The organism is Rhizobium sp. BK529 (assembly GCF_014194105.1).
In the GTDB taxonomy this organism is placed as follows: Bacteria; Pseudomonadota; Alphaproteobacteria; order Rhizobiales; family Rhizobiaceae; genus Rhizobium.
On record NZ_JACIAU010000001.1, the window covers coordinates 97,566 to 109,452 of the forward strand.

10 protein-coding genes are annotated in these 11,887 nt (G+C 61.2%); 5 read left to right on the forward strand and 5 right to left on the reverse strand.

Going from position 1 to position 11,887, the window contains the following annotated elements; genetic code table 11:
* The first annotated feature begins 21 nt into the window (after positions 1-21).
* From FHX08_RS00485 to FHX08_RS00505, 5 genes are read left to right on the forward strand one after another with little or no spacing between them, the layout of a single operon-like run.
* The gene (locus FHX08_RS00485) at positions 22-1,608 is read left to right on the forward strand and encodes an ABC transporter substrate-binding protein (protein WP_132653329.1); all 1,587 of its coding nucleotides are present in this window, start codon (positions 22-24) and stop codon (positions 1,606-1,608) included.
* Entirely contained in the window at positions 1,609-2,691 is a 1,083-nt protein-coding gene (locus FHX08_RS00490; RefSeq protein WP_132653330.1) for an ABC transporter permease, read from the forward strand.
* Entirely contained in the window at positions 2,688-3,545 is an 858-nt protein-coding gene (locus FHX08_RS00495; protein ID WP_132653331.1) for an ABC transporter permease, read from the forward strand. Before FHX08_RS00490 ends, FHX08_RS00495 begins: the two co-directional genes overlap by 4 nt.
* Positions 3,538-4,362, forward strand: a complete 825-nt coding sequence (locus FHX08_RS00500) for an ATP-binding cassette domain-containing protein (RefSeq protein WP_132653332.1) — start codon at positions 3,538-3,540, stop codon at positions 4,360-4,362. The genes FHX08_RS00495 and FHX08_RS00500 overlap by 8 nt, the downstream gene beginning before the upstream one ends.
* Positions 4,359-5,087, forward strand: coding sequence for an ABC transporter ATP-binding protein (locus tag FHX08_RS00505; RefSeq protein WP_132653333.1), 729 nt, complete (start codon positions 4,359-4,361; stop codon positions 5,085-5,087). Before FHX08_RS00500 ends, FHX08_RS00505 begins: the two co-directional genes overlap by 4 nt.
* On the opposite strand, the gene FHX08_RS00510 is transcribed toward FHX08_RS00505, so the two are convergent.
* From FHX08_RS00510 to FHX08_RS00530, 5 genes are all read right to left on the reverse strand, one after another.
* On the reverse strand, positions 5,088-7,190 hold the full coding sequence (locus FHX08_RS00510; protein ID WP_132653334.1) for a beta-galactosidase: 2,103 nt from the start codon (positions 7,188-7,190) through the stop codon (positions 5,088-5,090).
* Positions 7,191-7,298: 108 nt separating this feature from the next.
* Positions 7,299-8,174 (reverse strand): 2-hydroxy-3-oxopropionate reductase, encoded by an 876-nt coding sequence (locus FHX08_RS00515; RefSeq protein ID WP_132653335.1) that lies wholly within the window; start codon positions 8,172-8,174, stop codon positions 7,299-7,301.
* A gap of 7 nt (positions 8,175-8,181) precedes the next feature.
* Positions 8,182-8,961, reverse strand: coding sequence for a 2-oxo-tetronate isomerase (otnI, locus tag FHX08_RS00520; RefSeq protein ID WP_132653336.1), 780 nt, complete (start codon positions 8,959-8,961; stop codon positions 8,182-8,184).
* A gap of 10 nt (positions 8,962-8,971) precedes the next feature.
* Positions 8,972-10,681, reverse strand: a complete 1,710-nt coding sequence (locus tag FHX08_RS00525) for an ABC transporter ATP-binding protein (protein ID WP_184326766.1) — start codon at positions 10,679-10,681, stop codon at positions 8,972-8,974.
* A 10-nt stretch (positions 10,682-10,691) separates the two neighbouring features.
* Positions 10,692-11,879 carry an ABC transporter permease gene (locus FHX08_RS00530; protein WP_132653338.1) on the reverse strand — a complete coding sequence of 396 codons (1,188 nt, stop codon included), beginning with the start codon at positions 11,877-11,879 and terminating at the stop codon, positions 10,692-10,694.
* Positions 11,880-11,887 lie beyond the last annotated feature (8 nt).

Consider the following 11,887-nt stretch of genomic DNA (forward strand, 5'->3'; position numbering starts at 1 on the left):
ATCACCCGAGGGGAGTTTTCCATGTCCATCATCACCAGCCGTGCCAAGCTGCTCGGCACCGTTTTCAGCCTGGCGCTGGCTTTCAGCGCGCCGGCCGTTCACGCTGAAACGCCGCCGAACGTACTCGTCGTTGCCCAGTCGATCGACGATGCCGTCAGCTTCGACCCCGCCGAAGGCTTCGAGTTGACCACCGTTCAGTCGTTCAACAACCTTTATCAGCGTCTGGTGCAGTCCAATCGCGACGACGGCACGAAGATCGAGCCGGCACTTGCAGCTTCCTGGGAGGCCGGCAGCGATGGCAAAAGCCTGACCTTTACGCTTGCCGATGCCAAGTTCGCCTCCGGCAATCCGGTTCGCCCTGAGGACGTGATCTTCTCGCTGACGCGCGCGGTGAAGCTCAACAAATCGCCGGCTTTCATCCTCAACGAACTCGGCTGGAAGGCCGAGAACGTCGATGCTGGCATCACCAAGGTAGACGACAAGCACGTCAAGCTCACCTGGACGGCCGACGTCGGCTCCGGCTTCGCGCTGTCGATCCTGACGGCGCCGATCGCCTCCATCGTCGATGAAGAGACAGTTTCGGCGCAGTCCAAGGACAATGATTTCGGCAATGGCTGGCTGAAGACCAATTCAGCCGGCAGCGGCGCCTACACGATCGCCACCTACACGCCGCATGAAGCGCTGGTGCTGCAGGCCAATGCGAATTCCTCCGACAAGCCAACCCTCGAAAGTGTCATCATCCGCAACGTGCCTGACGTCGGCGCCCGCCGCTTGCTCGTCGAGCAGGGCGATGCCGATATCGCTCGTGGCCTGTCTGCCGATCAGATCGAAGCGCTGAAGGACAAGAGCGGTATCAAGGTGCTCTCCGTTCCCTCGGCCCGGCAGGACTATATCCTGCTGAACAGCAAGGCGAACCCGACGCTCGGCAACCCGGCTTTCTGGGAAGCGGCACGTTATCTCGTCGATTATGACGGCATCACAAAGAACCTGCTGCGTGGCCAGAGCAGCGTTCACCAGGCCTTCCTGCCGAACGGTTTCCCCGGCGCGCTCAGCGACACACCCTTCAAGCTCGATGTCGAGAAGGCCAAAAAGATCCTCGCCGATGGCGGTATCAAGACGCCGTTCAAGATCGAATTCATCGTCTTCAACGACCAGCCATTCCTGTCGATCGCTCAGTCGCTGCAGTCTACCTTCGCCCAGGCCGGCATCACGCTCGACATCCAGCCGGGCGTGGCGAGCGACATCTATGCGCGCGGCCGCGCTGGCAAGTTCGAAATGACGCTGCGCTACTGGATCCCGGATTATTTCGACGCTCACTCCAATGCCAGCGCCTTCGCCATCAACAAGGACAACTCGGCCAACACCGTTGCGAAGCAGGCCGGCTGGGTGATCCCTGAACTGACAGACGAGACGCTTTCAGCCGTCAAGGAGCAGGATGCCGCCAAGCGGGCCTCGCTCTATCAGGATCTGCAGAAGAAGATCCAGGCAAGCTCGCCCTTCGTTTTCATGCTTCAAGGCAATGACCAGGTCGTGCTAAGCGACAAGGTGAAGAACTATGCCCAAGGTCTCAATGCGGACCAGGTCTATTATGACAAGGTAGCAAAATAAGTGCCGCAACCGGCAACGATCGATAAAGCCGACATGAGCAACTCCCGCCAGCGCAACAGCTGGCGGGAGTTGTCGTTCGTCTGGCCGCTTTCGAAATGGCTGTGGTCATTTGTGCTGACGCTCTTCGGGCTGGCGCTGGTCACCTTTGCGATGACGCGGCTTTCGCCGATCGATCCGGCACTGCAGCTCGTCGGCGATCATGCCAGCCAGTCCACCTATGAGCAGGCACGACTGGAGCTTGGGCTGGATCAGCCGCTGCCGGTGCAGTTTTTCCGCTATGTCGAGACCGCTCTATCCGGCAATTTCGGTCAGTCCATCTCGACCGGCCAGCCTGTGGCAAAGGATATTTCCCGCACCTTTCCAGCAACCATCGAGCTTGCGACAGCGGCGATCATCCTTGGCGCGGGCATCGGGCTTGCGCTCGGCATTGCAGCCGCCATGCGGCAGGGGACATGGCTTGACGGTCTTGCACGTTTCGTTTCGCTCTTCGGCTATTCCGTGCCGATTTTCTGGCTCGGCCTGTTGATGCTGCTCCTGTTTTATGCACACCTGCATTGGGCACCGGGACCGGGTAGGGCCGATGTCGTGTTTCAATATACCGTCAAATCCGTCACCGGCTTTGCGCTGATCGATACGTGGATCTCCGGCAAGGCGGGAGCTTTCCGCGATGCGATGGCGCATCTGGCGCTACCGGCGATCGTACTTGCCTTCCATGCGCTCGCTGCGATTTCGCGGCTGACGCGCGCTGCGATCCTGACCGAGCTTGGGCAGGAATATGTGACGACCGCGCGGGCCAAGGGCGCGAGTCTTGGCCGCATCGTCTTCGTTCATATCCTGCCGAATGTCTCCGGCACGCTGCTTACCGTGATTGCGCTTTCCTATGCCAGCCTGTTGGAAGGTGCTGTCTTGACTGAGACGGTATTTGCATGGCCGGGCATCGGCCGCTACCTGACGACGGCGATGTTTGCCGGCGACATGCCGGCAATCCTCGGGGCCACGCTCGTCGTCGGTGCCTCCTTCGTGCTTCTCAACGCGCTGACTGATCTCGGCGTGGCACGGCTGGAAGCGGGGAAGAAGCGATGAGCGTGATCGTCCAGGCGCCGCTCGGCGGGCCATCATTCCTGCGGCGCGTACTCCATTCTCCCTCGGCCGCGGCGGGCAGCGCAGTGGTTCTCGTCATTTTGGCGCTTGCCCTGCTGGCACCCTTGATTGCGCCCTATGATCCGAACCTGCAGGAAACTGCCAATCGACTGATGCCGCCGAGTGCTGCGCACTGGCTCGGCACGGATGGCTTCGGGCGGGATATTCTGTCGCGGATCATCTACGGTGCGCGGCCGACGCTGCTGCTCGTGCTTGTCGTGATGCTACTGATGGCGCCGCTCGGCATTCTCGTCGGCATCCTCTCGGGGTTCTTCGGCGGCATCACTGAGCGCCTGCTGATGCGGCTCACCGATATCGTCATGTCCTTCCCACGCTTGCTGCTCGCTTTCGCTTTCGTCGCCATCATGGGGCCGGGATTGATCAATGGCGCGCTGGCACTGGCGCTGACAAGCTGGCCAGCCTATGCCCGGCAGGCGCGCGTCGAGACGGCGGCGCTGCAGCGCAGCGATTATCTTGCGGCTGCCGAGATGGTCGGCATTCGCGGCGTGCGGCTGCTCTGGGGGCATATCCTGCCGCTGGTGCTGCCTTCAGCGATCATCCGTCTGGCGCTTGATCTCTCGGGCATCATCCTTGCTGCCGCTGGTCTTGGTTTCCTGGGGCTTGGTGTTCGTCCACCCACGGCGGAATGGGGCTCGATGGTCTCTGAGGGAACGCAGGTGATTTTCGATCAGTGGTGGGTGGCGGCTGTACCCGGCTTTGCCATTCTGATTACCTCCTTCGCCTTCAATCTTCTGGCCGACGGCCTGCGCGATATTCTGGATCCGCGTAATGACTGAGCCGCTGCTTTCTGTCGAGGATCTGTCGATCGCCTTTCCATCAGAGACTGGGCCCGTGCGCGTCGTCGACGGTATCTCCTTTTCGGTCGGGCGTGAGGTCGTGGCGCTCGTTGGCGAATCCGGCTCTGGCAAGTCGATGACGGGGCGAGCGATCATGGGTTTGTTGCCGCGCCGGGCGGAAGCGCGCGCAAGACGTCTCGTCTTCGATGGGCAGGAGCTGATGACGCTTTCTGCCTCCGGCTGGAACAGACTGCGCGGCAGCGGCCTTGGCTTGATCCTGCAAGATCCGAAATATTCGCTGAACCCTGCGCATAAGGTTGGTCGGCAAGTGGAAGAGGCGTTGCTTCTGCACACGGAGCTTTCTGCCGCCGAGCGGCGCGAGCGGGCGCTCGACATGCTGGATAAGGTTGGGCTGCTCGATCCAAAGCGGGTTTATTCGAGTTATCCAGCTGCCCTTTCCGGCGGCATGGGACAGCGCGCAATGATCGCGGCCATGCTGATTAACCAACCGAAGTTACTCATCGCCGATGAACCCACCTCGGCGCTCGATCGCGGCCTGCAGGACCAGATTCTCACGCTGCTGCGGTCGCTTACCGAAGAACTCGGCATGGGACTATTGCTCATCAGCCATGACCTGCAGCAGGTCTCTCGCTATGCCAACCGCGTCATGGTCATGCGTCACGGAAGGATCGAGGAGCAAATGGCATCGGTCGATCTTGCCAATGCAAAATCGGATTATACGCGGGCACTCTGGGTGGCTCGGCCGTCTGCCGCGACCTACGGAACACGCCTGCCGGTTTACGGAGACGAGGCATGAGCGCACTTGCCGTTTCCGATCTCTCGGTGAGTTTCCAGGGCAGCAGCAAGGGTTTCACTGCCGTGCGTAGCGTAAGCTTCGCGGTTGCGCCTGGAGAGACATTCGGGCTGATCGGTCCCTCCGGCTGTGGCAAGACGACGGTGCTGCGTGCCGTTGCCGGACTGAATACCAATTGGCAGGGCTCCATCACGGTTTTCGATGAGGCATTGCGGCCGGAGCACAAGATCACCGGGGCCTTGCGATCCAACATTCAAATGGTGTTTCAGGATCCCTATTCTTCGTTGCATCCGCGCCATCGGATCTCTCGCATTCTTGGCGAGCCCTTGTCGCTGCGTGGCACCCGCCATGTCGAGGAAGAAGTGCGCATCGCGCTTGATCAGGTTGGCCTGCCGGCCGCCGCAGCGGGGCGCTATCCGCATCAGCTCTCCGGCGGGCAGCGGCAGCGCGTGGCAATTGCTCGCGCTCTGCTTCTGAAGCCGAAGCTGCTTTTGCTCGATGAGCCGACCTCGGCGCTCGATGTTTCGGTTCAGGCTGAGATCCTGAACCTGCTGAACGACCTGAAGGCCTCGCATGGCATGACCTTCGTGCTCGTCAGCCACGATCCCGGCGTTGTCGCGCATATGTGCGACCGTGCCGTGCTGATGCAGGCCGGCCGCATCGAGAGCCAACTCGACCGAACCGCGCTTTCGGAAGGCGGTTGGGTCGAGCAGCTCGCCGCCCGCTAGTTACGCGAGCGGCAGGATCAGTACGTCTCGGGCCGGCACCTCAATACGATTTACATCGTAGCCGTATTCCACTGGCCAGGCGGGCTTGCTGCCGGAGAGTTTTCCTTCGGCAAGGCTGACTGTTGTCGTCTGCGCCTTGCGCGTCGGGTTGACCAGCCAGAGGAAGCTGCCCTTCTCGCCCTTGTGGATGCGGGCGAAGACCGCGTCGTTGGATAGCGTCACATGACGGGTCCTGCCGCTCCATTTCACCAATTCGGCGAAGAAGGCGGCATTGGCCTTGCCGTCGGTGCGGTAGAAGGCGACCGAGGGGTTGGTGCCGATCAGCAGGGTGCGGCCCTTGCCGAAGCGGTTTTCGACGACGGCTAGACGGCCGCCATCGAAAGTGCCGCGGCCGGTGCCGCCGGTCAGGCGGTAGGACTGGAGGAGACCGCCACCGTCAACAGCCGTATCATCGAACTTGAAGTGGATGCGGTCGCCGATATCGGGCATGAATTCCACTTCTTCCTCACGCGCACCGAAGACCTCGTCGAGCCCCATATTCGGCTGCACTTGGCCGACATGGCCGCGGTCACCGAAGTAACCGGGGCAGGCTTCGGCAATCAGCGTGCCGCCCTTTTCTACCCAGGCTTTCAGGCGCGCCGCCTGCTCGGCGGTGAACATAATCGGGTAAGGGAAATAGAGGAAGTTGTAGGCATCGATATCATCGATATGCACCCAGTCCGGTTGCAATCCCTGGCCGAGGAAGGCGCGGTAGGCGCCCCACATGGCTTCCGGATAAGGCTTTTCCTTGCGGTCGTAGTTCAGCAGGTAATCCCATTCCTGCGTTTCGGGGACCACGAGAATGCCGACCTCGCCTCGCACCGGCTTCGCGTCCCAGAGTGCCTTTTGCGCAGGGTCGTTCGCCCATTTCGCCATGGCGCTCTGCATGTCGGAGCGCGGCGTGCGGCTGCCGTCCATACCATAGGCGCCAAAGGCACCGAAGAGCGGGCCATCGAGCAACGGGCGCCAGCGCAGGTTCAGCACACCACGCGCGCCGCCGGCAAAGGAGGTCATGCTCCAGATGCGGATATCCTCGGGCTCGGCGACACGGCCGTCTTCCTTGTCGCGGCCAATCACTTGCGGCTGCAGCCAGAGCGGACCGCCCTGACGCTCTGCGTGCCAGAAGGGCTTGCCGCGGGCGGCGGCGCGGTTGATATCGACGCCGTACCAGGTCTTCCAGGGTTCGGTGCCTTTGCGGGCCTGGATCCAGGTGAAGCCGTAGATTTCAACCTTGGAGGCGGCGAGCCAGTCATCGCAGCCATTGGCGGCCATGTTCGGGATTGCGCCAGAAATGCCGTGAGCGGCGATGACATTCTTCTGATCGACCGCGCGGATCGTATCAATGCGCCACTGCATTTGGTCATAGAAATTGTCGCGCTTGAACTGCAGCCAGTCGATGCATTCAGGGTAGGGCGCCATATGGACCGGCGGCTCGATATCCTCCCATTCGGCATAGCTGTAGCGGTGCCAGGCTTTGGCGAGAACTTTCAGGCCGCCGTATTTCTTCTCCAGCCACTTGCGGAAGGCGGCCTTTGCATAGCTGCTGTAGTCGACATCGGCGGAATAATTGACCTCGTTCCAGACGTCGTAGCCGTAGATCGCCGGATGGTCCTTATAGCGGGTGGCGAGCGCGGTGAGGAACTTGCCGGCTGCTTCCTTCACCTCCGGGCAATTCAGCGTCAGCGCACCGGCGCCACCGCCATTATTGGAAAAGCCGCCGGTTGCGGCCGAGACGCCCATATAAGAGCCGAGCTTGGTGCCGTCGGCATTGACCTGCAGTGCATCGGCATATTTGCGCACCGCCCAGTCCGGCACGGCATGGATGAGTTCGGCGATAACGGTCTTGATACCGTTCCTGGCGGCGAGATCGAGCTGGCGATCATACTCTTCCCAGTCGTAGACGCCGGGGGCCACTTCGATCGCGCTCCACATGAACCAGTGGCGGAAGATGTTGAGGCCGTCTTCGCTGGCGGTTGTGTAGTCGCGTTCCCAATCGTCGCGCGGCGGATTGGATTTGCGGAAATAGACGGCGCCGAAAGGGAATTGGATATCGTTTCTGAGCATTGTGCTGTCCTTCTCTATCGATGTCCGGACATGGCTTCGCCGTCCGGAGAAAAGGCTCCGGCAGGAGGCAATCGAAGATGTGGTCCGGGTGTTCTAGGTGGTCGTGATCTAGCGCGGCCCTCCGGCGAGGAGCTCAAGCGTGCGGATAAGGGCGGAATGGTCGCGTTCACCGTCGCCATTAGCGATCGCGGCATTCATGAGTTGTTGGGTGGAGGCCGTGTTCGGCAGCGAAAGATCGAGCGCGCGGGCGGCATCGACGGCAAGCGTTATATCCTTGCGGTGCAAGCGGATGCGGAAGCCGGGGTCGAAGGTTTCCTTGACCATGCGCTCGCCATGGACTTCGAGAATCCGGGAGGCGGCAAAACCACCCATCAGGGCAGCGCGCACCTTGGCGGGATCGGCGCCGGCGCGTTTGGTAAAGAGCAGGGCTTCTGAGACGGCCTCAATGGTGAGACCGACGATGATCTGGTTGGCGACCTTGGCCGTCTGGCCGTCACCGACACCGCCGACCAGCGTGATGTTTCTGCCCATCTTTTCGAAAAGCGGCCGGGCGCGCTCGAAAGCCTGCTCCTTGCCGCCGATCATGATTGTCAGCGAGGCGGCCTTGGCGCCGACCTCGCCGCCGGAGACGGGCGCATCGAGATAGTCGCAGCCGAGCGCTTCGATGCGTTTAGCAAAATCCTGAGTGGCGACAGGGGAAATCGAGCTCATGTCGACAATCAGCTTGCCGGCGGACAGGCCGGAGGCCACGCCATCTTCGCGGAAGAGAACCGCTTCGACATCAGGCGTATCCGGCAGCATCAGAATGATGATGTCTGAGGCTTCGGCGACAGCCTTGGCGCTATGAGCGGCCTTGCCGCCCTTGCTGACGAGATGCTGGGAGGCCTCCTTCACGCGGCTCAGATGCAGCGTGTGGCCGGCATCAATCAGGTGTTCCGCCATCGGGCGGCCCATGACGCCCAGTCCGATAAAACCGATATTCATGTTACGCTCACTTCCGATAGGGTTTCATCCAGCCGAGCCCTTCGCTGGTACCGGCCTTCGGCTTGTATTCGCAGCCGACCCAACCGTCGTAGCCGAGGCGGTCGAGTTCGGAGAGGATGAAGGTGTAGTTGATCTCGCCCGTGCCGGGTTCGTTGCGGCCGGGATTGTCGGCGATCTGCACATGGGCGATCTTGTCCTTCAGCCGGATGAAGGTCGGGATCAGGTCGCCCTGCATGATCTGCATGTGGTAGAAATCATACTGGATGTAGAGATTGTCGGAGCCGACCTTTTCGAGAATGCGCTCGGCGTGATCGGTGTTCGACAGGAAGAAGCCGGGAATATCGCGCAGATTGATCGGTTCGATCAGCAGCTTCACGCCGGCATCGGCCGTGCGTTCGGCGGCATACTTCAGATTTTCGACCAGCATCTTTTCCAGAGTTTCGAGATCGGCACCATCAGGCACGAGGCCGGAGATGACGTTGACCTGCGGGCAGGCGAGCGCCTTGGCGTAGTCGAGCGCCAGTGAGACTCCATTGCGGAATTCCCCTATACGGTTCGGCAGGCAGGCAATGCCGCGCTCGCCACCGGCCCAATCACCCGAAGGCACATTGAAGAGCGCCTGTTTCAGGCCGTTTGCCTGGAGCGCATCGGCGACCTTTTCCTTCGGTTCGGCATAGGGGCCGAGATATTCGAGCGCGCCAAAACCGTCCTTTGCGGCGGCGGCGAAGCGGTCCAGGAAGGAAAGATCCTGATAGAGGAAAGAAAGATTGGCGGAAAATTTCGGCACTGGAACATCCTCAGGCATTAGCTGGAGCGATGAAGCGATGCCGGTGCAGCATGCGCTTGTCGCGTGGGTCGGGATTGGGAACGGCTGAAATGAGGCTCTTCGTATAGGCTTCCTGCGGCGCGGTGCAGATCTGCTCGGCCTCGCCAAGTTCAACGATCTTGCCGCGATGCATGACGGCCACGCGGTCGCAGAAGTAGCGTACCACGGAGATATCGTGGGAAATGAAGATGAAGCTCAGGTTCAGCCGCTGACGGATATCAAGCAGCAGGTCGAGGATTTGGCTGCGGATGGAGACGTCGAGCGCCGAGGTTGCTTCATCGGCGATGATGATGCGTGGATCGAGGGCAAGGGCGCGAGCAATGCCGATGCGCTGACGCTGACCGCCCGAGAAGGCATGGGGATAACGCTCCATGCCCATCGGATCGAGGTCGACAAGGCGCATCAGTTCGGCGACACGGTCCTCAAGAGCCTTGCCCTTGGCAAGCCCGTTGACGATGAGCGGGTCGCCGATCACTTCCTTGACGGTCATGCGCGGATTGAGTGAGGCGAAGGGATCCTGGAAGACGAGGCGGACTTCGCGATGGAAATTACGCAACTCCTTCTTGCCTATCTTGGTGACGTCGGTCTCGCTGCCATCCTTGCCGCGGTAAAGCACTGTGCCGGTCGTCGGCTCCACAGTGCGCAGGATCAGGCGGCCGAGCGTGGTCTTGCCGGAACCGCTTTCGCCGACGATACCGAGATTTTCGCCGGGATAGAGGTCGAAATTGGCGTCATCGACGGCGCGCAGCATATTGGCATTGCCGTGCCAGCCGAAGGTCTTGCCGAGATTACGCACTGACAGGATTGGTTGCGGTGCTTCCGATGAGAGAGCGATGGCTGGAAGCTTGCCTTCGATATGATGGGTGAGCTTCACAGTCGAGGCCAGCAGTTGGCGCGTATAGGGATGGGTAGCGGCGTGATAGATCGCATCGACCGGGCCGCGCTCAACAATATGGCCGAAGCGCATAACGGCGACTTCATCCGCCACTTCGGCCACAATGCCCATATCGTGGGTGATGAGCAACATTGCCATGCCGCGATCGACCTGCAGGCGCTTGATGAGATCGAGGATTTCGGCCTGCGTGGTCACGTCGAGCGCGGTGGTCGGCTCGTCGGCGATCAGGATATCGGGATTGCCGGCTAGCGCCATGGCGATCATGGCGCGCTGGCGCATGCCGCCCGAGAACTCGAACGTATAGCGGTTGGCCATCTTCTCGGGATTGGGTATTTCCACCTGGCGCAGCAGTTCGACCATGCGGGCGCGGGCCGCCTTCTTGTCGAGATTGCTGTGCAGGCGGATTGCCTCGACGATCTGCGAGCCGATCGTATGGACCGGCGATAGGGAGCTCATCGGCTCCTGAAAAATGAGGCCGATACGCCGGCCGCGGATCTCCCGCATGGCGCGGCTGCCGGGCTGTAGTGTGGCAATATCGGTGATCTCGCTGCCACTGCGCAACAGGATGCGGCCGCCGACGATGGTACCGGGCTTGTCGACGATCTGCAGCAGCGAGCGGGCCGTGACACTCTTGCCGGAGCCGCTCTCCCCGACGAGGCAGAGCGTCTGGCCGCGCTTTAGCTGGAAGCTGACATCTTCGACGGCGTGCAGGATATGTGTGCGCAGCCGGAAATCGATCGAGAGGTTTTCAACCGAGAGAACAACGTCATCAGGAAGATCGGTCATGGCTTCCTCCTCAATTGTCATAGGGATCGGCTGCATCGCGTAGGCCGTCGCCGAAGAAGTTGAAGGACAGGACGGCAATTACGACAGCGAGCGACGGCCAGATCAGCAGCCAGGGCGCGGTTGCGACCGTGCGGATGTTCTGGGCGTCCTGCAGCAGCACGCCCCAGCTGACGACCGGCGGCTTGAGGCCTATGCCGAGGAAGGATAGCGAGGTCTCGGCGACGATCATCGTCGGCACGGCAAGAGTGACCACGGCGAGGATATGGCTCGTCAGCGAGGGCAGGATATGGCGGAAGATCAGCCTTGCTTCGCTTGAGCCGTCGAGTTTCGCGGCGGTGACGAAATCCTCACTGCGCAGCGCCAGAAAGCGGCCTCGCACCTCGCGGGCAAGGCTAGTCCAGCCAAGCAGCGAGACGATGACGGTGATGACGAAGTAGACGTTGACCGGCGACCATGTGAGCGGGATCGCTGCTGCAAGGCCGAGCCAAAGCGGGATGGTCGGCATGGCGCTCACGACCTCGATCACGCGCTGGATCAGCGTATCTACCCAACCGCCGTAGAAGCCGGAGATGGAGCCGAGGACAACCCCGAGCACCAGTGACATGGCGACGCCGACGAGACCGATCGACATTGAAATGCGGGTGCCATAGATCAGCCGCGTAAGCACATCACGGCCGAGACGATCGGCGCCGAGCAGGTACATGGGATCGTTGGGATTGATCGGACCGAAGAAATGCGTGGTCATCGGGATCAGGCCCCAGAGATAATAGGCCGGACCTCTGACGAAGAAGCCGACCGGTACGACCTTGGTGTCATCGACAACGAAGGTGCGCCGCAGCGCCACCTTGTCGATTTCCACCTTGTAACCCTTTACGTGGAAATTGAATTGGGAGCCGCCGTCCGGCTTGGTGACGAAGAAGCTGAGGCCCTGCGGTGGCGCATAGGTATATTGCGGTTTGGAGGTCGCGGGCAGAGACGGAGCCAGGAATTCGGCAAAGAGGCCGATGAGATAGAGCAGCAGGATGATCACGCCGGCGAACATCGCCACCTTCTGGCGGATCAGCTTACCGGCAATCAGCCGCCAGGGACCGACGGCGGCGGTCGAGACGGTTTTGCCCTGTTTCAACGGGCTGATCGACGGACCGTCGGCGGTGACGTTCAAAGGACCTTTATGGGTTCCGAATGTTTCGTGCGTCATCGGCGCCT

Bases quoted from the DNA above. Each gene is read 5' to 3' on its own strand.
- FHX08_RS00505 (WP_132653333.1), top strand. From the start codon at position 4,359: ATGAGCGCACTTGCCGTTTCCGATCTCTCGGTGAGTTTCCAGGGCAGC.
- FHX08_RS00500 (WP_132653332.1), top strand. From the start codon at position 3,538: ATGACTGAGCCGCTGCTTTCTGTCGAGGATCTGTCGATCGCCTTTCCA.
- FHX08_RS00530 (WP_132653338.1), bottom strand. From the start codon at position 11,879: ATGACGCACGAAACATTCGGAACCCATAAAGGTCCTTTGAACGTCACC.
- FHX08_RS00515 (WP_132653335.1), bottom strand. From the start codon at position 8,174: ATGAATATCGGTTTTATCGGACTGGGCGTCATGGGCCGCCCGATGGCG.
- FHX08_RS00485 (WP_132653329.1), top strand. From the start codon at position 22: ATGTCCATCATCACCAGCCGTGCCAAGCTGCTCGGCACCGTTTTCAGC.
- FHX08_RS00510 (WP_132653334.1), bottom strand. From the start codon at position 7,190: ATGCTCAGAAACGATATCCAATTCCCTTTCGGCGCCGTCTATTTCCGC.
- FHX08_RS00525 (WP_184326766.1), bottom strand. From the start codon at position 10,681: ATGACCGATCTTCCTGATGACGTTGTTCTCTCGGTTGAAAACCTCTCG.
- FHX08_RS00495 (WP_132653331.1), top strand. From the start codon at position 2,688: ATGAGCGTGATCGTCCAGGCGCCGCTCGGCGGGCCATCATTCCTGCGG.